18 protein-coding genes are annotated in these 25,856 nt (G+C 65.1%); 7 read left to right on the top strand and 11 right to left on the bottom strand.

All coding sequences use genetic code 11. From position 1 onward, the window contains the following. Positions 1-57 precede the first annotated feature (57 nt). From katB to aroE, 5 genes are all read right to left on the bottom strand, one after another. Positions 58-1,563 (bottom strand): catalase KatB, encoded by a 1,506-nt coding sequence (gene katB / locus A7D16_RS01175; RefSeq protein WP_193395422.1) that lies wholly within the window; start codon positions 1,561-1,563, stop codon positions 58-60. A gap of 547 nt (positions 1,564-2,110) precedes the next feature. Next, on the bottom strand, positions 2,111-4,246 hold the full coding sequence (gene dinG, locus A7D16_RS01165; protein WP_064629049.1) for an ATP-dependent DNA helicase DinG: 2,136 nt from the start codon (positions 4,244-4,246) through the stop codon (positions 2,111-2,113). A 250-nt stretch (positions 4,247-4,496) separates the two neighbouring features. Continuing rightward, positions 4,497-4,712 carry a hypothetical protein gene (locus tag A7D16_RS01160; protein WP_239686924.1) on the bottom strand — a complete coding sequence of 72 codons (216 nt, stop codon included), beginning with the start codon at positions 4,710-4,712 and terminating at the stop codon, positions 4,497-4,499. A gap of 14 nt (positions 4,713-4,726) precedes the next feature. Further along, positions 4,727-5,101 carry a hypothetical protein gene (locus A7D16_RS01155; protein ID WP_064629047.1) on the bottom strand — a complete coding sequence of 125 codons (375 nt, stop codon included), beginning with the start codon at positions 5,099-5,101 and terminating at the stop codon, positions 4,727-4,729. Then, positions 5,091-5,942 carry a shikimate dehydrogenase gene (gene aroE / locus A7D16_RS01150; protein WP_064629045.1) on the bottom strand — a complete coding sequence of 284 codons (852 nt, stop codon included), beginning with the start codon at positions 5,940-5,942 and terminating at the stop codon, positions 5,091-5,093. The genes A7D16_RS01155 and aroE overlap by 11 nt, the downstream gene beginning before the upstream one ends. Positions 5,943-5,995: 53 nt before the next feature. On the opposite strand from aroE, the gene A7D16_RS01145 reads away from it, so the two are divergent. Continuing rightward, positions 5,996-6,877, top strand: a complete 882-nt coding sequence (locus tag A7D16_RS01145) for a TolB-like translocation protein (RefSeq protein WP_064629042.1) — start codon at positions 5,996-5,998, stop codon at positions 6,875-6,877. A gap of 556 nt (positions 6,878-7,433) precedes the next feature. On the opposite strand, the gene A7D16_RS01140 is transcribed toward A7D16_RS01145, so the two are convergent. The 3 genes from A7D16_RS01140 to A7D16_RS01130 form a co-directional block, all read right to left on the bottom strand. Continuing rightward, on the bottom strand, positions 7,434-9,968 hold the full coding sequence (locus A7D16_RS01140; RefSeq protein WP_064629040.1) for a PepSY domain-containing protein: 2,535 nt from the start codon (positions 9,966-9,968) through the stop codon (positions 7,434-7,436). 371 nt (positions 9,969-10,339) lie between these two features. Further along, entirely contained in the window at positions 10,340-11,329 is a 990-nt protein-coding gene (gene hemB / locus A7D16_RS01135) for a porphobilinogen synthase (protein WP_064629038.1), read from the bottom strand. An 87-nt stretch (positions 11,330-11,416) separates the two neighbouring features. Next, positions 11,417-11,659, bottom strand: a complete 243-nt coding sequence (locus A7D16_RS01130) for a hypothetical protein (RefSeq protein WP_005989387.1) — start codon at positions 11,657-11,659, stop codon at positions 11,417-11,419. A gap of 248 nt (positions 11,660-11,907) precedes the next feature. Between A7D16_RS01130 and A7D16_RS01125 the strand changes: the two genes are divergently transcribed. Together A7D16_RS01125 and A7D16_RS20985 are read left to right on the top strand one after the other, a co-directional pair. Next, positions 11,908-12,357: a hypothetical protein gene (locus A7D16_RS01125; protein ID WP_064629036.1), complete on the top strand. Its 450-nt coding sequence runs from the start codon at positions 11,908-11,910 to the stop codon at positions 12,355-12,357. A 299-nt stretch (positions 12,358-12,656) separates the two neighbouring features. Next, the gene (locus A7D16_RS20985) at positions 12,657-13,022 is read left to right on the top strand and encodes a hypothetical protein (protein WP_239686920.1); all 366 of its coding nucleotides are present in this window, start codon (positions 12,657-12,659) and stop codon (positions 13,020-13,022) included. Positions 13,023-13,289: 267 nt separating this feature from the next. On the opposite strand, the gene A7D16_RS01120 is transcribed toward A7D16_RS20985, so the two are convergent. From A7D16_RS01120 to A7D16_RS01110, 3 genes are all read right to left on the bottom strand, one after another. Then, positions 13,290-15,080, bottom strand: a complete 1,791-nt coding sequence (locus tag A7D16_RS01120; protein WP_064629034.1) for a DUF885 domain-containing protein — start codon at positions 15,078-15,080, stop codon at positions 13,290-13,292. A gap of 299 nt (positions 15,081-15,379) precedes the next feature. Then, positions 15,380-17,617, bottom strand: coding sequence for a S9 family peptidase (locus A7D16_RS01115; protein WP_064629032.1), 2,238 nt, complete (start codon positions 17,615-17,617; stop codon positions 15,380-15,382). Between the two features lie 556 nt (positions 17,618-18,173). Further along, positions 18,174-18,863 carry a glutathione binding-like protein gene (locus A7D16_RS01110; protein ID WP_064629029.1) on the bottom strand — a complete coding sequence of 230 codons (690 nt, stop codon included), beginning with the start codon at positions 18,861-18,863 and terminating at the stop codon, positions 18,174-18,176. Positions 18,864-19,325: 462 nt separating this feature from the next. Here A7D16_RS01110 and A7D16_RS01105 point away from each other — a divergent pair, with 462 nt between their 5' ends. The 4 genes from A7D16_RS01105 (at position 19,326) to A7D16_RS01090 (ending at position 25,818) form a co-directional block, all read left to right on the top strand. Beyond that, entirely contained in the window at positions 19,326-22,340 is a 3,015-nt protein-coding gene (locus tag A7D16_RS01105; protein WP_064629138.1) for a TonB-dependent receptor, read from the top strand. Positions 22,341-22,537: 197 nt separating this feature from the next. Next, positions 22,538-23,239: a SapC family protein gene (locus A7D16_RS01100; RefSeq protein ID WP_064629027.1), complete on the top strand. Its 702-nt coding sequence runs from the start codon at positions 22,538-22,540 to the stop codon at positions 23,237-23,239. Then, positions 23,229-24,242: a cupin-like domain-containing protein gene (locus A7D16_RS01095; RefSeq protein WP_064629026.1), complete on the top strand. Its 1,014-nt coding sequence runs from the start codon at positions 23,229-23,231 to the stop codon at positions 24,240-24,242. The genes A7D16_RS01100 and A7D16_RS01095 overlap by 11 nt, the downstream gene beginning before the upstream one ends. Before the next feature lie 10 nt (positions 24,243-24,252). Further along, positions 24,253-25,818, top strand: coding sequence for a tryptophan halogenase family protein (locus tag A7D16_RS01090; RefSeq protein WP_064629024.1), 1,566 nt, complete (start codon positions 24,253-24,255; stop codon positions 25,816-25,818). Positions 25,819-25,856 lie beyond the last annotated feature (38 nt).

Here is a 25,856-nt window from a genome sequence, read left to right as displayed (position 1 = left end):
CGCTCTCCTGAAAACGGGGACGGCACCGCGGCGTGGCCGCGATGCCGTCGGGGTGGATCAGTCCTGCAGGCTGGAGGCCAGCTGCTTGACGCGGGCCAGGTCGCCCTTGGCAACGCGGGCTACACCGGAACCGTACTCGGGGTCGGCCTTGTACAGGAACGACAGGATGAGGTGCTTGCTCTCGGTGTCGGTGGTGGCCAGCGACTCGCCAAAACTTTGCACAAGATCGGCACGATCCTTCTTGCTGTAGGAGCGATACAACTCACCGGCCTGCTTGAAGTTCTGCTCGCGGGTGATCTTGGCCTGCTGGGTGGTGCCCGACAGCGGCAACTCGCTGTAGCGCGCGGCGGTATCCTGCGGACGCGGCTCCAGACGGCTCGGCTCGTAGTTCACGCCGCTAGTGGTGTGCCCGGTGTTCGCTTCACCATCCTGGTTGCCGTTGTTGACTGCCACGCGCGGGCGGTTGACCGGCAGGCTCAGGCCATTGGTGCCGATGCGATAGAGCTGGGTGTCGGCATAGGAAAAGATACGGCCCTGCAGCAGACGGTCTTCAGACGGCTCGATCCCCGGCACCAGATTGGCCGGCGCCATCGCCACCTGCTCGGTTTCCTGGAAGAAGTTGTCGACGTTCTTGTTCAACACCATCTGGCCGACCTTCTGCTCCTGCACGTCCGGCCAGATCTTGGTGGCATCGAGCGGGTCGAAATCGAACTTGGCCAAGTCTTCCGGCTTGAGCACCTGCACGTACAGGTCCCACTTCGGGTAGTCGCCCTTCTTGATCGCACCGACCAGATCGTTGGTCAGGTGACTGTAGTCCCTGGACTGCACCGCGGCGACCTGCTTGGGATCGAGGTTCTTGATGCCCTGCAGCGTCTTCCAGTGGAACTTGACGTAATGCACTTCGCCCTGCGCGTTGACCAGCTTGTAAGCGTGCACGCCGTTGCCGTCCATGAAGCGGTAGCCGGCCGGCGTGCCTTCATTGGAATACAGCAGGGTCAGGGTGCGGGTGCTTTCGGGCACGTGCGAGAAGAAATCGAAGCGACGCGAATCGTCGTCCAGGTTGGTGCGCGGGTCCGGCTTGAAGGCGTGGACCATGTCGGGGAACTTGATCGCATCGCGGATGAAGAAGGTGGGGAAGTTGTTGCCGACCAGATCCCAGTTGCCTTCGCTGGTGTAGAACTTGGTCGCAAACCCATGCGGGTCGCGCAGCGTTTCCGGCGAGTGATTGCCGTGGACCACGGACGAGAAGCGCACGAACACCGGGGTCTTTTCGCCGGCGCTGAACACCTTGGCCTTGGTCAGGTTGGACAGATCGGCGGTGGCAGTGAACTCGCCTTTGACGCCGGTCCCACGCGCATGCACCACGCGCTCGGGGATGCGCTCGCGATCGAAGCGCTGCAACTTCTGGATCAGCTGCACGTCCTGCAACAGCGTCGGGCCATTGGCACCGGCGGTTTGCGAGTTCTGGTTATCGCCGACCTTGGCGCCATTGTCGCGGGTCAGAACGGATTGGGCGAAGACCGGCGGAGCGATCAACGTCGGGGCTAGCAGGGCTAGCACCATGAGGGATCCAGGGCGCATGGCGTCAGCTCGTTTGAGGGAGTTGAATCATCGCTAGCAGGCAGAAGCGTGGGAAGTCGTTAGTTATGATCGCTGCGATAGGCGAACATGATGATGACTGCGTTGCGTGATTTACATCGCCAAACTCGCGCGCAGCGGGTTACAGATAGGCGCAACTTGAAGCAACTGCATGCGTCATTCGCTTTCGTCTTGCATGACCTGACGATCGATCACTCTCAGCGGATGCTGCGCTGCAAGGATGTGCGCACTGTCATCTCACGAGTCGTCATTGCGCGCCGCGCAATGCGGCTCTTGCCACGCATGCAGCGTGCATTGGCGGAAAGCTGCAGTGCGTAAGGTCATCAATGCTAGCAGTGCGCCGGCGCGGAGCGACTAACAACGCGTGATTGTTGCTGCACACTCCGGCGCTGGCGTGCATCGCGCGACAACCGCATTGGCGTGCCCCACGCGTCTCGGTTGCGTCAGCTCACACCAGCGCGCGCGCAATGCGCGACGCGTCAGTGGTGGCGTGCGTAGTGGCAAACGATAGTCAACGCCCGATCACCCGCTTGAATGGCGGCAAGGCATCGATGATGCGTTTGCCGTAGCGACGGGTAAGCAGGCGCGAGTCGAGGATGATTACGCGGCCATGGTCGTTGGAGCTGCGAATCAAGCGGCCGGCAAACTGCGTGAGCGTGCGTAACGCATGCGGGATGGCGATCAGGTTGAAGGCGTTATGGCCGCGGCTTTCCAGCCATTCGCTCAAGGTGGAGGTTTGCGGATCGGTGGGCACGGCGAACGGCACCTGGGTGATGACCACGGTGGTGCAAGCTTCGCCGGGCAGATCCAACCCTTCGCCGAACGAGTTCAAGCCGAACAGCACCGAGCCTTCGCCGGCAGCGATGCGGCGCAGGTGTTCGGTGATCAGCTGCGACTTGTTGCCTTCGCCCTGCACCAGCACGCGGTTGCGTTGCACCAGCGGCATCAGGTCGGCGACCTTTTCCATCTTCCAGCGCGAGGTGAACAACACGATGCTGCCCTTGGCGTTCCAGTCCAGTTCGCGCACCAGATACTTGGCCACTTCCTTGGGGTGCCCCTCGCGGTCGTCGGGCGTGACCGGAAAATTGGGCACGATCAATTCCGCCTGATTGGGCAGGTCGAACGGCGAAGCCAGCGAGGCCATTTCGGCGTGCTCGGGCACGCCATTGTCGATGGCGAAGGATTGAAAATCGCCGCCACCGGTGAGCGTGGCCGAGGTCATCACCACCGAATCCACCTCGTTCCAGATCATGGTGCGCAGCACCTGCGCAGCCGAGACCGGCGAGCAATGGCAGATCAGGTCGCCATCGCGCGAGAGGGTGATCCAGCGCGCCATCGGCGGCTGGCCTTCCTTGTCTTCGCGGCGCCAGCCGCTCCACAGATTGTGCTGCTGTTCGGCCATTTCCAGCGCCAGGCCCAGGCTGCGCTGCAAACGTTCGCGCGCAGAATCGTCCTGTTTTCCCTTGGCAATCGCGCTGTGCGCGGCATGCACCCAGTTGAACAGCGCGCGGGTTTCTTCGCCGAGCTCTTCGATGGCCGGGCCCCACTGCGGCGGCAGCTTGCCGTTGGCCGCGCGCCACAACGGATCGCGCTCGCCGGGCTCGGGCTTCCACACGCGCTCGACTTCGGCATGGAAGGCCTTGAGCAATTTGGATACCCGCGCCGCCACCTCGATGGCTTCATTGGGCAACAGGTTGCCGAGCTTGTCCTTGTCCACCGCGCGATAGGCGGCGGCGATGAGGATCTGCATGCGGCCGGTGCGCTTGGCCATTTCGTCCAGCGGCAGATTGGCTGCGCCCTGGTCGATGGCCACACCGGCGATATGGTGGCCTTCGTCGAGCACCAGCAGCATGTCCGACGGTGGCGCGATCAACGGCTGGCCGTTTTCGGCATCGCCCAGCGAAAAGGAGGACAGCAGCAAGGCATGGTTGGTGACCACGATCTGCGCTTCGCGCACGTCGGTACGCGCCTTGAGCACCGGGCACTGCGCGGCATAACTGCAACGGCGGCCCGCACAGCCGGAGGCCGGCGTGGTGATGCGCATGCGCAACGACACCGAGACCTGCTCGGGCGCGTCGTCCAGGTCGCCGTTCCAGGTGCGCGCGGCGTAAGCCTTGGCCAGCCGTTTGGCCAGATCGGCATCCACCGGGCTGAGCGGGCGGTCGTAGAGCACCTGTTCGTCTTCGAACATGGCGTTCTGGCTGGTGTCGCCTTCCAGCTCGGCGGCGTTGCGGGTGCACAGATAACGGGTACGGCCCTTGGCCAGCGCCACGGTGGCTTCCAGCCCCGTGGCCTTGAGGAAGGCCGGGATATCGCGCTCTACCAGCTGCGATTGCAACGCCACGGTGCCGGTGCTGATGACCAGCTTTTTCTTGGTGGCCAACGCGATCGGCACGCCGGCGGTGAGATAGCCCAGACTCTTGCCCACGCCGGTAGGCGCCTCGGCGATGCCGATGCCGCCGGAGGTGGCCAGCGCGCGCGAGACCAGGCCGATCATCTGGCTCTGCGCGCGCCGCGTAGCAAAGCCCGCCGTATTGGCCTGCAACTTGGCGTAGGCGTCGCGGATGCCGGCCTTGATCGGGTCGGTCAGAACTCGCTGGGTGGGAACGGGCGCCGACGGCGCGGCCGGTGGGGCAACTTCACTCATCGGGCTATTTTCGCACGGACCGGCGCAGTGCCTGCGACCGGCGTGGCGAACGGCTGAACGCGTTTGCCTGCCTGAGTCGGCGGTGCTGCCAACCTGATGCCGGGTGCGAACGCTGCACGGCCAGCCGCATGTTTCGGATCCGCTCATCGCAGGCAAGCATTGGCGGCACGCTCGGCCCCGGGTAATCGCGGGTTGAATGGCTCACCAAGCAACCGCGCTGCCTGACGAGCAGGCAGCGTCACTTCCAATGTCAGCGGCCTTGTGTCCGCGGCGGCCACGCATGGCGCGCCCACACCCGGCCAATGGCCGCCATTGCCAGGCCCATCAGCAGCATGCCGACGCCCACGCCATTCGGCCCGAAGCGGTCGTACAGCAGGCCGCCGCGATTGACCGCCGCCAGCGCCTGCGGATGCAGCAGCGTCCACCCGCCCTGCCCGGCACTGAGCAGCCCCACCACCAGCGCGATGGCCTAGAGCGGAATCATGGGCGCGGGCCAGCGGTAGGCGGCACCCGTTGCAGGCTGCCTGCCAGCGTCCACACCAGCACGCCGATGCCCACGCCTTGCATGGCCATCAATACGAAGTGGGCGATGCTGACCACCATGCTGATCTGACGCACGTTGCCTTGCTGCAGCAACAGCATCGGAATGGCCTGGAAGGCGACCTCGGCAAACAGGCAGCCCAGCAGCAACCAGAGCGCAGCCAGCCCGGCGCGCCGCAACGCGGTGTGTGGCGCGCGCCACAGCAGCACCAGCCCGAGCAGCAACGCGATCAGCATCGGCACGCGCGACAGCAGACTGGTGACCAGGGTCAGCAGGATATCGGTGGCGGAGACGCTGCCCACCTCAGTCGGCACTGATCAGCACGGCCTCGCGCGCGCGTAGCGCGGCGTAGACCGGGTCGGTGTCCGGGCGCACGCCATGCCATAGCGCGAAGCTCTCGGCGGCCTGCTCCACCAGCATGCCCAGCCCGTCGATGGCGTACCGGCACTGCGCCGCACGCGCCCAGGCCAGGAACGCGATGGCGGTGGCGCCATAGTTGAGGTCAACCGCGGCAGTGAGGCTGTTGACCAGACCCAGCGGCATCGCGAACGCACCGGCGTCGCGGTCGCGGCCGGCAGCGGTGGCATTGACGATCAGTTCGAAGTCGCCCAGATCACGCAGGTCTTCGATGTAACGCGACACCACGCGCCCGGGTTCGCCCAGCGCGTCGCACAACGCATCGGCGCGCTCGGGCGAACGGTTCACCACCACCATTTCGGTGATGCCTGCCTCCAGCAGTGCCGGCGCCACGCCGCGCGCAGCACCGCCGGCGCCCAGCAGCAGCACGCGGCGACCGCGCAGATCCAGGCCATGCCGATCGGTGAGATCGCGGACCAGGCCGATGCCATCGGTGTTGTCGCCCTGCCACTGGCCATCGTTACGCACCAGCGTATTGACCGCTCCGGCCAGGCGCGCACGGTCGCTCAGGCTGCTGGCCAGCGCGCAGGCCGCTTCCTTCAACGGCAGGGTGACGTTGGCGCCCTTGCCGCCGTCACCGGCAAAGCGTTCCAGCGCGGCGGTGAACTCTTCCGGCGGTGCGTCGATGGCGGTGTAGTCCAGCGCAATGCCGGTCTGCTTCCCGAAGTCGGCGTGGATGGCCGGCGACAGCGAATGGACGACGGGGTGACCGAACACGGCATAACGGGATACGGGCATGAAACGCTCTCTGGTTGACTAGACTGTGCGCGATCTGAAGGCAGGAACACCGCATGCAATCTCGATGGACGCTGCTCACGCTGGCGGCAAGTTTACTCTGCGTCCCGTCTGCTTCGGGGCTTGCCGAATTCGGCATCGAGGGCATGGGCGTGGTCTCCACGCCGGCCAACGAGGCGCGCGCCACGCTCAGCCCGGATGGCCAGCGCATCGTCTGGGCCAGCGACCGCGCCGGTGGCGCAGGCGGCTGGGATCTGTGGCGGGCACAGCTGCGCGGCGGGCGCTGGCAGGACGCGCAACCGCTGCCGGTCAATACCGCGCAGGACGAGACCACCCCATTGTTCAGTGCCGACGGCCGCTGGCTGCTGTTCGCCTCCAACCGGCCCGGCGGGGCGGGCGGCAGCGACCTGTACCGCGCGCCAGTGGATGCGCAAGGCGCAGTGGGTGCGGTGCAATCGTTGGGGACGGCGATCAACAGCGACGGCAATGAGCGCGCGCCGACGCTATCGCTGGACGGCACGCGTTTGCTGTTCGCCAGCAACGGGCATGGCGGCGCCGGCGGCATGGATCTATTCGTGGCGCACTGGAATGGGCAGGCCTTTATTGCGCCGGTGGCCTTGGTCGACATCAACAGCGCCGCCGACGAACTGGACCCAGCCTGGCTCGGCGACGGGCGCACACTGGTGTGGGCGCGCGGAACAACCGATGGCCCCAGCCAGCTGCTGGTAGCCGCCTGCAAGGACGGGCATTTCGCCCAGGGCCAGGCGTTGCCGCTGTCGTTCAACGGGCCGCAGGAGCGCACCTTCGGCGCAGTGGTGGATGCGGCAAAGCCTGGCGAATTACTGGTGACCGGCAGCGCCCGCGCGCCGCGTGCCGGGCAACTGGATATCTACCGGATGAAGGCACCGGCGGCGAGTGGCGATGCGAGCTGCCGTTGAGGTGGATGCAGGCTGCTGACCAGCATGTGCAACCTGGTTGCAGGGCCCTTCCCCACTCACCATCGCGGGACACGCTGCAAGTACGTTCCTCTAGCTCTGGCGCCGCATCCATGCGTCTCAAGGTCCCGCGACGGTGGGCGGGCAAGGACCAGTCAAGTTGGTCGTTGCGCAGAGCTTTCCATAAAACAGCCAGCCAACTGTCTGGTGCGTTGATTCGTTCTTCAATAAACCACCAGCCAACTGTCTGGTGCGATGCCCTCACCGATTGCGGGACCGCTGGCGGCATGGATGCCGCCACCGAGCCTCCAGGGACGGATTCACGGCGTGTCCCGCAAGCGGTGAGGGCATCGCGCACTCGACCGACCAGGCGTTTGATTGCATCACCAAGATAACTTCAACGGACCGCGCGCGGATGCCATGCAAAAGGCAAGCGGCCAACGCTCGGCATTGGCGTGCCATTCGTACGCCCCGATCCTGCGCTTGCGCAAGCGCTTAGCGCTCACTCACCTTGCTTGCTAGCCGATATGAGGCGCAGATACAGCAGTCGTCACCGCACTCAATACACATCGCGCCGATAACGGCCCGCCGCGGTCAACGCTTCCAGCCGCGTATCACCCAGGAGTTCTCGCAAGGTTGCGTCGACTTCGCGCGCCATGCTGTCCAGACTGCCGCAGACGTAAATCACTGCGCCGCGGTCGATCCAATGCCGCAGCGTGTCGCCGGCTTCGCGCAACTGATGTTGCACGTAGCGCTTATGCGGTTGATCGCGCGAGAACACCCACTCCAGTTGCTGCAGATGTCCACTCGCCTGCCAGGCCTGCAACTCGTCGGCGAACAGACGGTCGTGCGCGGCATGCCGTTCGCCGAACAACAACCAATGCCCATGCACGCCAGCCAGCTCGGCCTCGCGTAGCAGTGCGCGCAAGCCGGCAATGCCGGTGCCGTTGCCGATCAACACCAGCGGCGTTTTTTCGACGCGATGAAACCCGGGATTGGTACGCAAACGTGCGCGCACCGACGTACCGATGGCCGCATGGCAGATCAGCCAACCCGAGCCCAGGCCGGGGCTGCCATCGGCGCGCGCAGTCAGCCGCACGACCGCCATCGCGGTACCGTCGGCCGGCACGCTGGCCAACGAATAGTCGCGGGTGGGCAACCAGGCGCAGGCATCCAGCCAGGTCTGCGGATCCGGACGATGGGCCGGTGGCAGTGCGGGCGGCTCCGGCAGCACGCGCTCGGCCGCGGCCTGCTGCAGCGGCAGCAACTGCGCATCCACGTGCACCAGTGCATCGGGCGATAACTCCCATGCAGCCAGACAGGCACGCACCTGCGCTGCGGCGTGCGCCGGCTGCACTTCGAGGATATCGCCGGCCTGCCAGCGTGACTCGGCAGGCGGCTGCAGATCGATGCGCCAGATCGGCGCGCCTTCGCTACCCGGGTTCAGATGCATGCGCGAGGACAACGTCCACTCGCTCAGCGTGGGCCGCGCCAGTGGCGCAGCGCTCACCGGCGCACCGGCAATCTGGCCCAGCTGCGCATGCCATTGCGCCAGCGCCTGCGGATCGACGTTGTCCATTTCCACCGCAGGAAACAGCGCGCGCGCGCCCTGCGCATCCAGCCACTGTTCGATACGCCGCGAGAACCCGCAGAACTGGGCGTACTGACGGTCGCCCAGCGCCAGCACCGCGTAGGCCAGTTGCGGTAATTCAACGCGTTGCCGCAGCAGTTCGCGCTCGAAGCCGCGTGCCGCATCCGGTGGCTCGCCGTCGCCGAAGGTGCTGATCACGAACAGCGCATGCCGGGTACGTTGCAGCTCCTGCGCGTCCAGCTGCGCCAGCGAACGCACCTGCACCGGCAAGCCGGCTGCCTGCAGGTGCCCGGCGGCTTGCCACGCCAATCGCGCGGCAAACCCGCTCTGGCTGGCGAAGGCGATCAACCATGGCGCAGCCTGCGAGGCCGGCGCCGCGCCTTGCAGCAGCACGCGTGCGGCACGCAGCTCGCGTTTCTTGCGGCGCCGATCCAGATACAGCATCCAGCCGGTAACGAAAAACACCGACATGCCGAGGCTGGCCAGCATCACCACGATGCGCCCCGGCAGCCCGAAGAAACTGCCCGAATGCAGCGCAAACATGCTGACCATCAGCTGCTGCCCGCGCGGCCTTGCCGCGTAGTCCTGCCTGCGCAGCACGGCGCCGCTGGCGGCATCGATGTCCAGGGCGTTCAAGGCGCGGTCGTGATCCGCGTGATCGGGCAGAAACCGCACATTCAAGGCCTGCCCGGCACGGGCGGGAATCCGCAGATCCAGCGCGGCGTGATGCGTGGCCGGGATGCCATCCAGGGTGCGTTGCACGCGCGCAAAATCCACCGTTGCCGGACGCCGGTCGCGCCGGTCGTCGCGCACCACGGGCTCGCCACCGAGCACGGCCGCCATGCCGTCGCGGTACCAGGTGTAGGACCAGGTCAGGCCGGTCAGTGCGACCAGCAGATACACCAGCAGGCACCAGGTGCCGAACACCGCGTGCAGGCTCCACAGAAAACTGCGCCCCTGCCGCCGCCATTCCACCACCCACCAGGTGCGCGGGCTCCACCACCGTCGCGGCCAACGCAGATACAGCCCCGACGCGCAGAAGAACAGCAGGATCAAGGCGCTCGCGCCGGTGACCGCCTGCCCGCGCTTGCCGGCGGTGAGATTGCGGTGCAGGTCTTCGATGAAGGCAAACGCAGCGCTCAGCCGCGGCGGCGCGACGTTCTCGCCCGTGTAGGGGTCGAAGTACACCCGGCCACCACCCTTGCCGGCCAGGCGTGCGTTGGACGGGCGGGCGCCGGTGGGGTCGATCAATATGCGCGTCACCGCCTGCTTCTGCCCCGCATCGGTCGGCGCCAGATCGAGCCGTTGCAGCAGCACATCCACCGGCAAGGGCCGTTCGCCTGCCGCGTGCCGCTGCGCCAGTTGCGTGATGGCCGGGTTGGCCACGCGCACGATCTCGTTTTCGAAGGACATCAATGCGCCGGTCAATCCCATCACCGACAGCACCAGCCCGGCGGTGATGCCAAGCAGCCAGTGCAGTTGGAACAGAACCGTCTTGAGCACGCGCGAACAACCTGAAGCAGCAGGGCTCGCCATTGTAGATGAGAATCGTTATCGCAGTTTCGTGAGGGATCGGTCGCAATTGCGTTGCCTCAGGCAAACCTGGCCGAGCACGACGCTTCTGTATCAGGACCACGCATCTGCCTTGTCAGCTTGCGCGCCTTGGCGGGTGATCTGTCGGCTTGGCCAGTGACTGATCGAAGAAACGAGGTCACGCCACTGCAGTGCAGGTAGCCTTTGGTCGTTCATTACCTACGTGCGGAAACGAACCCGGCAAAACGATCAAATTCCCCTTCCTGCATCAGACGCAAGTGCGTCCGCATGCCTGGGAGGACGCGATGACAACACCTACAAAGCAACGCCGACAGACGCACTCAACCTTCGCGCAACCAGCGCGCCACCTGCGGCGCGAAATAGGTCAGCACGCCATCGGCGCCGGCACGCTTGAACGCCATCAACGCTTCGAGCACGCAGCTGCGCTCGTCCAGCCAGCCGTTGGCGCTGGCGGCCTTCAACATCGCGTACTCGCCACTGACCTGATACGCGAAGGTCGGCACGCGGAATTCGTCCTTCACCCGGCGCACCACGTCCAGGTACGGCATGCCCGGCTTGACCATCACCATGTCCGCGCCCTCTTCCAGATCCAGCGCGATCTCGCGCAACGCCTCGTCGCCGTTGGCCGGATCCATCTGATAGGTGGTCTTGTCGGCCTTGCCCAGATTGCCCGCGCTGCCCACCGCATCGCGGAACGGGCCATAGAACGCCGAGGCGTACTTGGCCGAATACGCCATGATGCGCACGTTGAGATGGTTCTCGGCATCGAGCGCGCGGCGGATCGCACCGATGCGGCCATCCATCATGTCCGAGGGCGAAATGATGTCCACACCGGCCTGCGCATGCGACAGCGATTGCTTGACCAGCGCCTCGACGGTGATCTCGTTGAGCACATAGCCCTTGTCATCGATGATGCCGTCCTGGCCGTGGGTGGTGTACGGGTCCAGCGCCACGTCGGTCATGACGCCCAGCTCCGGGAAGCGCGACTTGAGCGCCCGCACCGCGCGCTGCGCCAGACCGTCCGGGTTCCAGGCTTCGGCCGCATCCAGGCTCTTGCCGGCCGGGTCGATGACCGGGAACAGATCGATCACCGGGATGCCCAGTTCCAGCGCGTTTTCTGCCTCACGCAGCAACTCGTCCAGCGACAGCCGCTCCACCCCCGGCATCGAGGCAATCGGCGCGCGGCCGGGCAACTCGTGGACGAACACCGGCCAGATCAGGTCATCGGTGGTCAGCGTGTTTTCGCGCATCAGCCGACGCGAAAACACATCGTGGCGCATGCGGCGGGGGCGATAGTGCGGGTGGGCCATGACAAGGCTCCTGGAGACAGCGCATCAGTTTACGCCCGCCATCCCGCGCAGGACGCGCTGTGACGCAGCGTCGCAGCGCTGCAACGGCTAGATCACCCCGCCCCCCAGGCTCAGGCGGATCACCCCGACCACGATCACCAGGCCGTTGAGCAGCAGGCCGGTCTTGGCGCGGCCGCGGTTGCCGGCCGAGGTAAACAACAGCGCGATCGCGGCGATCAGCGCGCCCACCGCTGCGAACGGAATCAGGAACCAGTTGCCCCAGCCCAGCAGCGGGATGAAGGCCAGCACCATCCACAGCAGCGCCACGATGCCCCATAACAGACTGATCAATCCCACGTGCCACCTCGCCTTGAAGAAAGCACGAGCTTACCGGCGCACCCGTCTTCACGCCGTGGGCGAGTGGTCATCATGACCAATGGCGGCTTGGCGGCAGCCTCACATCGGCATGGCTACGGTGCGCCAACGTCCGGCGCACTTCAAACGGCCAGCAACACGACTGCTCGCACCGTCTTGTTAGCCACTCTTCAGTTCGGGCACCGGATTATCGCGAGCACTGTCGTTCAACGGGGGGCACCATCATGAACAAGCACATCGTCATCGGCGCCACGCTGGCATTGCTGCTGGCCGGCTGCGCCAGCAGTTCCAAGGTCATGCTGGGCCAGGCGCGCGCGCCGATCGACCCGGCGCAGGTGCAGGTGTATGCCAACGCCCCGGTCGGCTCGGTGGAGATCGCCCAGCTCGAATCCACCAGCGCCGCCGGCTTCGGCACCCAGGGCCAGACCGATGCCGCCGTGCAACGCCTCAAGCGCGAAGCCGCCAAGCTCGGCGCAAACGGCGTGGTCATCGTCGGCGTAGGCTCGGAACGCTCCGGCGGCGGCTTGTCGGTGGGCGGCGGCAGCTACGGCGGACGCGTCGGTGGTGGCCTGGGCATCGGCATCCCGACCACGCAGAAGCGCGCGGCCGGGATGGCGATCTGGGTGCCTAAGGGTGCAGCAGATGCAACGCGGTCACAGGGGCAGGGGCAGTAATAGACACGTCTCCATCGTCGAAATATCTTGATCGTGGAGAGATACTAATTCAGCTATCCACGATGGAGCTTGTTGTTAGCAGGACTAGCACTAACGCATTGTCAAGTGCAATGTTGTGTCGCGCCCATGCCTGATGAAACCCCAAACCGGATACAGTACTCTTACTGAACAAAGCGGTTTGCATCAGTCACGCGCTAGGTTACAGACAAATCGATGCGCTACGACGCCCGAAAGCGCACATTGCGATTCATCGTTTTCTATCGAACGCCTTACTGACCTCCTCAACATAAGGATTAGTGATGAAGAACTTGATATGGATATTGGCGTTATTTTTTATTGGGCAAGCTGAAGTTCAAGCCAAGGGCACTTACCAACCGCTCGTCTGCCGCGACAACGATCCTTTCGTGTTCTGCACGCAAGGCTGCAAAGATAACGATAAAAATTGGCTGCCTATCGATCCTATCAGCGGGTCGTGGGTAGCGACTCCTGGCTATTGCCTTGTACCGAGCCTGTCGCCCTGCTGCGCGGGCCCAGTCTGTCTTCAGGCATGGACACCGACAGCGATTGCCGCTCTCGCCCAATACCAGTCGATTTGCCCAGATGCTAGTAAGCAAGGTAAGTGGACAGGCCAAAAACGGCCTGAAAACGTTCCGTTCAACCATTAAGCACTACTCAACTGCGTTTACTGCCGAGGGTGTCGACAATGCACGTCGGATCTACCTTTGCTGTACTGAAGATCTGCCAGGCGTTGTATCAGGTCCACTTCTACTAGTTAAGAGAGCAGATCACGATTGTTCAATTTCGAATTGAGCTGCATCGAGTGGATGCAGCTTCCGGAATAACCACGTCGGATCATTGCCCTGGCGCGCTGCGGAAGCCGCGCCCTTAGCCTAGCATTTGAACGGCCGGCAAATCCCAGTCAACCAGCGCTCCTACAATGACTTCCGCTGCGCAGGAACGAACTGGGTTTCCACCGCCTTGGCCAGCTGATCCGGCGGGAGCAGGCCCTGGTCGAGCAGGAAGTTGTTGAAGGCCAGGCGATCAAACTTCTTGCCTAGTGCCAATTCGGTGCGCATGCGTAACTCGAGGATGCGGGTGTAGCCGTAAAAGTAGCTGCCGGCCTGGCCAGGCGCGCGGACGGTGTAGCGGTCCAGTTCCTGGCGGGTCATCGCTGGCGAGAGGCCGACGTCGTCTTCCAGTACCTGGCGTGCGCGTTCGCGGTCGATCAGGCCTAGGTTGAGCATCGGGTCGAGCATGGCGCGGGCGGCGCGCAGCAGGCGGAACTGCAGGGCGATCAGCTGGCCGTCGAGCGGTTCGTACGGCACCATTTCGGCTTCGGCATACAGCGCCCAGCCTTCGACGTTGACCGAGTTGAACGCGAACAGGCTGCGCGCCAGCGAGACGCCGCGTTCGACCATGGCGGTGAACTGCAGTTCGTGGCCGGGGCGGCCTTCATGTGCGCTGAGCGTCCAGGCCGCCGAGCCGAAGTTGAAGTCGTCGTATTGCTCTTTCTTGGCGCCATCGGCGGTCGGGTTGCCCAGCGGCAGCACGAACTGGCCCTGCTGGCCGGTGTTGCCGATCAGCGGTGCGGGGAGGAAATGCGGCGCCGGTTGCGCGGCGCTTTCGGCGGCGCTGCCCAGGCGCATCTGCATCGGGCGGTTGGGCACATCGACGATGCGCTGCTGGCGGATGATCGGGTCGATCTGATCGATCACGCCGCGGTAGTGGGTTTCCAGCTGGTCGTCGGCGATGGTGTTGCCCTTGAGCGCACGGATCACCTGCACGTAATCGCTGCCCTGCACCCCCTTGGCCTTGGCCACCAGCGGGGCCAGCTGGCGCATGGCCGAGCGGGTCTCCATGAACTCCAGTTGCGCGCGCTGGATCAGCTGCTGCGGGGCGATATCGATGCCCACCTGCTTGAGTTGATACGCATACAGCGGTTCCGGCAGGCGGGTGTCCTTGCGCGCCTTGGGCAGCACGGTGGTGCGGGTCCAGGCGGCGTAGTCCTTGAGCTGGCTGGACATGGCCTTGAGCGCCTCGTCGGCGCCGGCGATCTTGTACTTGGCGAACAATTCGCCGATGCCGGCGACATAGGTGTCCACATTGGCCAGCGCCTGCTCCACTTCGCGCTGGGTGGGCTGCAACAGTGCGGTGTTGCCCAGCTGTTCTTCGTAGCGCTGGCGCGCCAGTGTAGTGGTGGGCGTGCTGCCCGGCACCAGGCCGACGTAACGCTTGAGGCGGTCCAGCGCCTTGGCGCGGCGCTCGGGCACGGTCTGGTCGGACAACAAGCCATTGAGGCCACTGAAGACCAACTCCGGGGCGTCGTTCCACGGCAGCAAATAACGCTCGTTGAGCTCGCTGCCTTCGATGTTCTGCTCGGCCGCACCGATCATGATCTGCAGATCCTGGCGCACGTTGGCATCGCGCTCGGTGGCCAGCTTTGCCTGCAATGCAGCGCGCGCCTTGCGCATCGCATCGCGATAGCGTGCGGCATTGTCCGGGCCCAGATCGATGACTTGATCGTCATAGCCCGGCACGCCGAAGAAACTGGCGTATTCGGGCTGGAACGGTGCCTGCGCGTTGAGCAGGATCTGCGCGTAGCCGTTGCTGGTCTGTACCCAGGCCGGGCTGGCGGGCTGGGTCGGCGCTGCCTTGCTGGTCTGTGCCTGCAATGGCAACGAGGAACCGAGCGCCAGCGCAACGGCGAGAACGAGTGGCTTCATGAGGCGGATCCGCAAGTTGAGTAGCGCGACCCTACCCATCTGCAGCAACCGCGGCAATCTGCCTTTGGTCATGGCAGGCAGGGCTACGGTAGCGATGCTGCGGCTGGCAACACATCGACCGGCTCGTCTCGAGTGCCGGCGAACGTCCGTGGTTGATAGGCCCAATGGCCATGCCTGCACGTGGCATGCACCTGCGCTCTGCCTTCGCGCGGAATCGGTGCGCAACGCGCGGACGCTCCGGTTCCTGGACGCCGCGCATGTCGAGCTGACAATCGCTCGCTACGTTTCGTGCGCCGCGCCTAGTCGTGCACCGGCATCAGACAGCGCTGCAAAAACGCTTCGGCAGTCTTGTAACGATGCAGTGCAGTGGCGCCTGAAAAACCATGTTTTGCACCGGGATAGGTCATCAGCTCGAACGCAGTGCCGCGTTGCTGCAACTCGCTCATCAGCGCAGTCGAATTGGTGAACAACACGTTGTCGTCGGCCATGCCGTGGATCAGCAGCAGCCTGGCGCGCAGGCCGTCCAGATGGGTGGCGATGCGTGCGTCGCGATAACCTGCCGTGTTTCCGGCCGGCAGGTCCATGTAGCGCTCGGTGTAATGGGTGTCGTACAAGCCCCAGTCGGTGACCGGCGCGCCGGCCACGCCGCAGGCATACGCGTCGCTGTGCTTGGCCAGCAGCATCAAGGTCATGTAGCCGCCGTTGGACCAACCCTGCACGCCGATCCGCCTGGCATCCACCCACGGCTGGCGCTTGAGCCAGGCCACGCCTTGCAACTGGTCCTCCACCTCGACGGTGCCCTGCTTGCCGTACAACGCGCCACCGAAGTCGCGCCCGCGCCGTGGGGTGCCGCGGTTATCCAGCGAAAACACCACGTACCCGCGCTGGGCCAGGTATTGGTCGAACAGCGCATCGCCGCGGCTGGGCCAGGCATCGAGCACGGTCTGCGCGGCGGGGCCGCCGTAGACATAGACGATGACCGGGTAGCGCTTGGCCGGATCGAAATGGTCTGGCTTGGTCAGGCGGTACTGTAAGGGCGTCTTGCCGTCGGCGGCGCTGAGCGTGCCGAATTCGATCGGGCGCTGCGCGTCGCGGTACTTGGCGTATGGATGCTGCGGGTCGGCCAGGTCGTTTTTCAACAGCGTGGCGATTTTTTCGCCATTTGCGCGGAACAGTTCGATCTGCGGCGGCGTGGTGGTGTTGGACCAGCTGTCGACATACACGCTGGCGTTGTTTGCAAAACTGGCCGCGTGCGTGCCGCGGGTCTTGGAGCGTTTTTCGATCGCGCCGCCGGCCAGGGGTACCGCGTAGATCTGGGTCTGGGTCGGCGACTCTTTGCTGGCGGCGAAATACACCGTGCCGGCTTGCTCATCGACGGCCAGCAGTGCATCCACCACCCAGTCGCCGGAGGTCAGCGGCGTCAGCGTGCGACCGTCGTCGGAGGCAAGGTAGAGGTGCTCGTACCCGCTGCGTTCGGAGTTCCAGAGAAAGCGGCCGTCCTTGAGGAAACGCAGGTCGTTGGTCAGCGGCACCCAGGTGGGCGAGGTTTCGGTGATGAGCGTGCGCTGCGCGCCGCTGGCCAGCGTCGTTTCGATCAGCTCAAGGGTTTTCTGGTCGCGCGACTGGCGCTGGAAGGTCAGCCGCTGCGGATCGCGCCAGTCCACGCGTGCCAGGTAGATATCCGGATTCTTGCCCAGGTCGATCCAGCGCGGAGCCGCCTTGGCGCGCGGCGCGATCACGCCCAATTGCACCGCCACATTCGGCTGGCCGGCCTGCGGATAGCGCTGGCTGATCACCTCGGTGTGGTCGGCATACACTTCCGGGCGCTTTTGCACCGGCACCTGCGCTTCGTCGATACGCGCGAAGGCAATGGCCGAATCGTCCGGCGACCACCAGTAGCCGGTGTGGCGATCCATTTCTTCGTCGGCGACGAATTCGGCCACGCCATTGCCGATGGTCTCGCTGCCGTCGTGGGTGAGCTGCAGCGGCTTGCCGCTGGCCAGGTCGATCACCCACAGATTGCGTTCGCGCACGAAGCTGACGAAGCCGCCCTTGGGCGAGAGCTTGGCGTCGGTGGCGAAGCCTTCGCCGTGGGTGAGCTTGCGCACTGCCGCCGCGCCGGTCTTGCGCAGGTCGTACAGATACAGCTCGCCACCGAGCGGGAACAACAGTGCATGTGCGTCCGGCGCCCATTGGTAATCGACGATGCCGGTGAGCGCGGCGATGCGTTGGCGCTCGCGGCGCGCCTTTTCGACATCGCTCAGCACTTCGGTACCGGGCAGCACGACCTTCGAATCGACCAGCAGGCGGGTCTGGCCGCTGGCGATGTCGTATTCCCACAGATCCAGTTGATTGCGATCGCTGTCCTTGCCGCGCAGGAAGGTCACGCGCGAGCCGTCCGGGGCCACCTTGGGCTTCATCAGCGTGGGGCCGGCGAGCGGCAATGGGCCGGTGATGGCCTCCAGGGTGAGTTTTTCGGCGTGGGCCATGGGCACGGTGCTGAGCATGAGGGCAAGGGCGGCGAACAGGGCGCGCATTGAAGATCCTGTCTGAAGACAGCGCACAGGATGCGGGGGCGTGCGATGTTTGAGAAGTGTGGCGGTCTTGGGTGGGGCGATTGGGAGACCGTAGGCGTGATGCTAGGTTGTATTAGGGATGTCGCGCACAGGCCAGCGAGTGTGCCGACTAAGTTGGCGCGCTGCGGATGGAGGCCACCGCGGGTTTGATGTGGCTCGGGTGATGGTGGCTTCGGATGTGATGCGAGATCCGTACCCTCACCCCAACCCCTCTCCCGCAGGGAGAGGGGCTCTGGCTTGCTTCTCCCGACGGGAGGGAGAAGGGCTCTGGCTTGCTTCTCCCAGCGGGAGAAAAAGTGGCTTAGCTTCCTTCTCCCGCCGGGAGAAGGTGGCGCGTAGCGCCGGATGAGGGTCGGGCGCAGCCCGGCCCTGCGATTGGTACCGCTGTGTAGTGCCGTGTCTGACCGCGCTACTGCGCGCGGCGATATCCAATCCAGGACATCCCCATGCAAGGCAACCCCTGCGGCGCTCATACCCAGCAGCCCTGCGCCTCAGCGCTCTGCCTCAGCAAGACGCCTCAGCGCTTACCGAACAAGTGCTTGCGTTCTTCCTCGCTGAGCGGCTTGCCGGCGTTGGGGTTGACCTGCTCTTTCAGCGCATACGCGCGTTGCGTGGCAGGGCGCGCGGCAATGGCGTCATGCCAGCGCTTCAGATGCGGGAACGCGGTGTAGTCCGGCTTGAGGTCGCCATACACTTCGATCCACGGGTAGCTGGCCATGTCGGCAATGCTGTAGTCGCCGCCGGCCAGGAAGGCATGCTCGGCCAGGCGCTTGTCGAGCACGCCATGCAGACGGCGCACCTCGGTGTTGTAGCGCTCGATCGCGTAAGGAATCTTTTCCGGTGCGTAGACGGTGAAGTGGCCCATCTGGCCACTCATCGGACCCAGCCCGCCCATCTGCCAGAACAGCCATTCCAGCGCGGCGATGCGCCCGCGTGCATCGCGCGGCAGGAAGCGGCTGGTTTTTTCCGCCAGGTACAACAGGATCGCGCCGGATTCGAACACGCTCTGTGCGCCGCCACCGTCGGCGGGTGCATGGTCGACGATGGCCGGCATCTTGTTGTTGGGCGAAATCTGCAGAAACGCCGGGGCGAACTGCTCGCCCTTGCCGATGTCGACCGGCTTGATGGTGTAGTCCAGCCCGGCTTCTTCCAGGAACAAGGTGACTTTGTGGCCGTTGGGGGTGGGCCAGTAGTACAGGTCGATCATGAGTGCTCCGGTAGGTAAGGGTGATGCGCGGCTGTGAGGGCGCCGCAGTTCCATCCGCGTGCACCGGCGTGCGTCAGCGATCGGCAACCGCGCTGTCGCCAGGACAATCTGCACGCCGCCTGTGTGCGCCGATGCCCGCACGGCCGCCCTGGCGGTCGCAGTGAGGCTGCTTCGGGACGGAACACACATCAGGAGTACTACAGGCGTCGGCCAATCTCGAACGACGATCCCGACGCCTGACCTATGCCATCGACGCCCGATGTTACGACCCCCGCTGTCGTCCGCGCGTGCACCGGGCGATGCCCCTGCTGGAACGATGTGTGACGCGATTGGCTCGCGGCCGATGCTGCAGTGCAAATTGACTTCGTTAAGGCCGCACTAACAAATGCTCGATTGTTCCATCGACCTTTGCCTGTCCCGCTCGGGGCCGGCCTTAATCTTTTGTTTGGGGAAGCAATCACCGTGAGAGAGACACGTACCCTGCCGCGCACGCGGCGCCTGACGTCTGCCCTGCTGTTCGCATTGTCGACGCCGCTGGCCGCACAGACCGCGCCGGCGCCGCAATCGGCATCCACTGTCCCGGGCTCCAGCCAGGCCGACCCCGCCACCCTCGATACCGTCCAGGTCAGCGGTATCCGTGGCAGCCTCACCTCGTCGATGAACGTCAAGCGCGATGCGCAAGGCATCGTCGACGGCATCGTGGCCGAGGACATCGGCAAGTTCCCCGATACCAACCTGGCCGAGTCGCTGCAGCGCATCAGCGGTGTGTCGATCGACCGCTCGCTGGGCGAAGGCTCGCGCGTCACCGTGCGCGGCGTCGGCCCGGACTTCAACCTGGTGCTGTTGAACGGCCGGCAGATGCCCGGCGCCAGCATCGAAGAATCCAACGCCTCCAACTCGCGTGCGTTCGACTTCGCCAACCTGGCGTCCGAGTCGATCTCCGGCATCGAGGTGTTCAAGACCAGCCGCGCCAGCACGCCCACCGGCGGCATCGGTGCCACCATCAACATCAAGACCGCCCGGCCGCTGGACAACCCCGGCATGCATGCCAATGTGGGTCTGAAGGGCGTGCACGATCCGTCCAACGAGAATCTGCCCGGACGTTTGCAAGGCGATGCGCTGACCCCGGAAATCTCCGGCATCTTCAGCAACACCTCGGCCGATGGGCGCTTCGGCGTGTCGCTGAGCGGCAGCTACCAGGAACGCGACTTCGGCTACAGCCAGGTCGGCGTGCCCAACGGCTGGCGTTCGTTCCGTGGCGATTCCACCGCCTACGGCACCATCCCGCAGCCAGGTGCGCCTGGCTCGGAAAACATCGTCAACCGTCCTGGCCCGAACGATATCTATTCGGTGCCGCAGAACATCAACTACCGCGTGGTTGGGGTCGAACGCCAGCGCACCAACGGGCAGCTGGTGCTGCAGTACAAGCCGCTGGACAACATCACCACCACGCTGGATTACACGTACTCGGAAAACAAGATCCAGCAGCAGCGCAACGAAATGTCGGTGTGGTTCAATTACGGCCCGTCGGCCAGCGCCTGGACCAACGGCCCGGTGGCCGGTCCGATCACCTACTCGGAATTCGTCAACCCGGCCACCAGCGATCTGGCCACCGCCGGCTCCAACGCGGCCACGCGCAACCAGAACAAGTCGCTGGGCTTCAACGTGGATTGGGCGGTGAACGATCAGTTCAAGCTCAACTTCGACATCCACCGCTCCACTGCCGAATCAGGCGCGGACAGCCCGTACGGCTCGAGCAATTCGCTGGGCGTGTCCGGGTTCTACCGCGGCACCTCGGTGGTGGATTTCAGCAAGGATTTCCCGGTATTGCAGCAGCAGCTGGGCTTCGGGCTGAACGGGCTGGATCCGTCGCGCACGCTGGTCACCGGCTCGGCATTCCGCAACAGCTACATGAAGTCGGAAATCGACCAGGCCCAGGTCAACGGCGACTTTACCTTCGAAAATTATTCGCAGCTGAAATTCGGCATCGGCAGCACCGAGGTCAAGAACCGCTCGGCGTTCTCCAACGTGCAGCGCGACACCTGGGGTGGCAACGGCACCGCGGCCGATTATCCGGACGACTTGTGGATTCCGAGCGCGTTCGCGCAATACTTCGATGCGATCGACGGCAGCGGCAATCCGGCGCAGTTCAATCAGTTGTTCCTGTTCGACTTCGAGCGCGCGCGCCAGGCCGCCGCGCAAGCAGCCGGCGACGAGGCGCTGTACCGCACCTCGCCGGTGTTCAATACCGACCGCCGCGTGACCGAAAAGTCCAAGAACGCCTATCTGCAGTGGAACAACAGCTGGGACGATCTGCGCGTGCCGATCAGCCTGGCTGCCGGCGTGCGTTACGAAGAAACCAAGGTGGACGCGCAGGCGCTGGTGCCGGTGGCAGTCGGCATCGATTGGGTTGCCAACAACGAGTTGCCGATCCGCCTGGCCGACTCGGCGTTTGCCGGCGGCAGCGGCAAGTACGAGTACTGGCTGCCCAGCCTGGACCTGAGTTTCAAGCTCACCGAAGACCTGGTACTGCGTGGCAGCTACGGCGAAACCATCGGCCGTCCGGGCTGGGGCGACATCCAGGGCGGGCAGACGCTCAACCAGATCGCGCGCCTGGAGGGCGGCACCGGCCAGGAAGGCAACCCCGGCCTGAAGCCGCTGCTGTCGCACAATATCGACCTGTCGCTGGAGTGGTACTACAGCGATGCCAGCTACGCCTCGGTGGGCTTCTTCCGCAAGAACATCGACAACTACATCGGCGTGACCACGCGCGACGATACCTCGCTGGGCTTGAATACCCCGATTGGCGGAACGTACTGGAACGAAGCGCTGGGCAACGGCTGCGCCTCGGCCGATCTGACCTGTATCCGCAACTACATCTTCCGCAACCGCGGCGGTGCGCCTGGCGTGGTGCGTGGCGCGGACGATGCCAACGGCAATGCCACCGGCGTGATCAGCGGGCAGCCGGGTGACCCGGTGGCCAACTTCGCCATCACCGCGCCGGCCAACCAGCGCTCGGCCTCGCTGGACGGTTGGGAATTCAATCTGCAGCACATGTTCGGCGCCAGCGGCTTCGGCGTGTCGGCCAACTACACCATGGTCGACTCCGGGCTGACCTACAACAATGCGGTGATCGGCGAGCAGTTCGCGCTGGAAGGTCTGAGCGATTCGGCCAACTTCGTCGGCTTCTACGACAAGGACAAGTGGCAGGTGCGTGCGGCCTACAACTGGCGCGACGAGTTCCTGGCTGCGCGTTTCGACGGCGGCAGCCAGCCCAACCCGGTCTATACCGAAGCCTATGGTCAGCTGGATCTGAGCATCGGCTACCAGTGGACCGAGAAGCTGTCGCTGAGCCTGGAGGCGATCAACCTCACCGACGAGGTGCAGCGCCAGCATGGCCGGCAGAAGAACCAGATCGTCTACGCCACCCAGACCGGCCCGCGCTACATGTTGGGCGTGCGCTACAAGTTCTGGTGATGCACGCCGTGGCGATGCAGGTTTGATGGCATCGCTGCAGTGACTCCATGCGTCCCCCGGCAGCCAGGCTACTAGGCTGCCGGGGGACGTACACGGCTATTGCATCCGGCCCGGCACGTAGGTGCGTGCGGGGCTTGCCGTGCAATGGCGATTCGTTGAAGCATGGGCCACGCGCCCCGCGTGCTGTACCACTCCCCATGACCAATGCCGTGTTGTTGAATAATCTGGATCACCGCGAGCTGCGCGTGATCACCGCGCACGGCGCCGCCTACGGCGACGACGTGATGTCGGCTGCGACCTTTCCGCAGGAATTCCGCCAGCTGCAGGCGCAATACCCCATCGTGTTCCATCGCAGCGGCGAGCGCAGTTTTCAGCCGCTGGCGTTGCTGGGATTACGCCTGGGCGAAAACCTGTTTCTGGATGGCGCGCGCTGGGATGCGCCGTATGTGCCGCTGGCGATCCAGCGCCAACCGTTTCTGATCGGCGAACAACCCGACGGGCCGATGGTGCACGTGGACCTGGACAGCCCGCGCATCAGCAGCAGCGATGGCGAGTTGCTGTTTCGCGAACACGGCGGCACTACCGACTTTCTCGACCACATCAGCCAGGTGCTGCGCACGCTGCACGATGGGCTGGCCGCGAGTGAGGCGTTTGTCGAACGCCTGCTGCGTTACGACCTGCTCGAACCGTTCACGTTCGAAGCCAGCTTGAACAACGGTCTGGAATGCCGCCTGGCCGGGCTCTATGCCGTGCACGAAGAACGCCTGCGTGCGCTCGACGACGACGCGCTGCTTGCACTGCACCGGCATGGCGATCTGGAACCGCTGTACATGGCGGTGGCCTCGATCGCGCAATTCCGTCATCTGCTCGAACGCATGAATCGCCGTCATGCCGGCTGAGCCGCGCGCCATCGAAGAGCGCCACGGTCTGGACGCACGCCAGCTGGATCCGGCCATCCTTCGCTCCACCACGCCGCTGCTGCTGCGCGGGCTGGTGCGCGACTGGCCACTGGCGCAGGCCGGTGCGTCATCTGCGCAGGCAGCGGCAACGTACTTACGCGGTTTCGATCGCGGCGAGGCGGTGGTGGCGCAGGTCGGCCCGCCGGACATCGGCGGGCGCTTCTTCTACAACGCGGATATGAGCGGCTTCAATTTCCGCCCCGAGCGCGTGCCGCTGGCCGTGGTGCTGGACACCTTGTTGCGCGACCTGCACAACGCGCAGCCGCCGGCGATCTATGTCGGCTCCACCACCCTGGACACCTACCTGCCCGGCCTGCGCGCCGCCAATCCCATCGCGCTGCCGCAGGCCGAGCCGCTGGCCAGCATCTGGATCGGCAACCGCACCCGCATCGCCGCGCATCAGGACCTGCCGGACAACCTGGCCTGCGTGGTCGCCGGTCGCCGCCGCTTTACGCTGTTTCCGCCAGAACAACTGGGCAATCTGTATATCGGCCCGCTGGATCTCACCCCAGCCGGGCAGCCGGTCAGCCTGGTGGATATCGCCGCGCCAGATTTGCAGCGCTTTCCGCGTTACGCACAGGCGCTGGAACACGCATGTGTTGCCGAGCTGGAACCAGGCGATGCGTTGTTCATCCCCAGCATGTGGTGGCATCACGTCGAGGCGTTGGAAAGCTTCAACGTGCTGGTGAACTTCTGGTGGCGGCAGAGCCCGGCCTACATGGATTCGCCGATGAACGCGCTGATGCTGGCGCTTCTCACCCTCCGCGACCTGCCAGCCGAACAACGCGCGATCTGGCAGGACGTGTTCGACCATTACGTGTTCGATGCCGACGCGCAGACCGCAGCGCACATCCCCGAGGCGGCGCGCGGCGTGCTGGCGCCGATGGACGAGACCCGCGCGCGCAGCCTGCGCGCGCGGCTGCTGCAACGTTTGAATCGCTGAGGATTTCGACATGCCCGACACCACGCCTTTGGACCCGCAACAGCGCCCGGTGCGCCGCGTCGTCATCGCCGGTGGCGGCACCGCCGGCTGGATGGCGGCCGCTGCGATGTCCAAGCTGCTGGGCCGGCACCTGCAGATCACCCTGGTGGAATCGGACGAGATCGGCACGGTGGGCGTGGGCGAAGCCACCATCCCCAGCCTGGTCACCTTCCACCGGTTGCTGGAGATCGACGAGGCCGCCTTCATGGCCGCCACCCAGGCCACCATCAAGCTCGGCATCGCCTTCGAACACTGGCGCGATGTGGACCGGCACTATATCCACTCCTTCGGCCATGCCGGTACCGATCACTGGAGTGCCGGGTTCCAGCACTTCTGGTTGAAGGGGCAGCAGCGCGGCGTGGCGCGCGACTTCGGCGACTACTGCCTGGAATTACGCGCCGCGCAGGAAGGCCGCTTTGCGCACCTGCCCAACGGCGGCATGAATTACGCCTATCACCTGGATGCGGGGCTGTACGCGCGCTTCCTGCGCCGCTTCAGCGAAGGCTTCGGCGTGCAGCGCATCGAAGGCCGCATCGGCCAGGTGGAAACTGATGCAGAAAGCGGTTTTCTGACCGCGCTGACGCTGCAGGACGGCACGCGGGTGGAAGGCGACCTGTTCCTGGATTGCACCGGCTTTGCCGGCCTGCTGATCGGCAAGACGCTGAGCGTCGGCAGCGACGATTGGTCGCGCTGGTTGTTCGCCGACAGCGCGCTGGCGGTGCAGACCGAATCGGTGGGCCCGCCGGTGACCTACACCCGCTCGCGCGCCGACCAGGCCGGCTGGATGTGGCGCATTCCGCTGCAGCACCGGGTGGGCAACGGCATCGTGTATTCCAGCCGCTACATGGACCAGGACAGCGCCCGCGCGGTGCTGGAACGCAACCTCACCGGGCGCGCGCTCACCGAGCCGCGGCCGCTGCGCTTCACCCCCAACCAGCGCCACCGGGTGTGGGAAAAGAACTGCGTGGCGCTGGGCCTGGCGAGCGGGTTCCTGGAACCGCTGGAATCGACCAACATCCACCTGATCCAGCGCGGCATCATCCGCCTGCTGCAGACCTTTCCGCAGGTCATCAACGCGGTGGACATCGCCGAGTACAACCGCCAGGCGGCCGAGGAGATCACCCATATCCGCGATTTCGTGATCCTGCATTACCACGCCACCGATCGCCGCGACACGCCGTTCTGGCGCGACTGCGCGGCAATGGACATCCCCGAGTCGCTGCGTCACCGGGTGGAGCTGTTCCGCCAGAGCGGGCGCGTGTTCCACCAGACCAACGAGCTGTTCGCGGAGAACTCGTGGGTGCAGGTGATGCTGGGCCAGGGCATCGTGCCGCAGCAGCACCACCCGGTCGCCGACCTGATGGGCGATGCCGAGCTTCGTCATTTCCTGGACAACATCCGCACCCGGGTGGAAACGGCACTGGGGCGGCTGCCCGCGCACGCGGACTTCCTGCGCCATTACTGCCCCGCCCCGCCGCCGCCCGAACCGGCGGCACGCGTGCCGGCCGCCGCAGCCATGGCGACCCCGGCGGGATGAATTTCGCCGGTTCGCCGCGCAACCCTTGGCTTAGACCG

It is taken from the genome of Xanthomonas nasturtii (assembly GCF_001660815.1).
Classification (GTDB): domain Bacteria; phylum Pseudomonadota; class Gammaproteobacteria; order Xanthomonadales; family Xanthomonadaceae; genus Xanthomonas; species Xanthomonas nasturtii.
The sequence above is the reverse complement of the archived record's forward strand: the minus strand, read 5'-3'. Positions and strand labels throughout refer to the sequence as shown.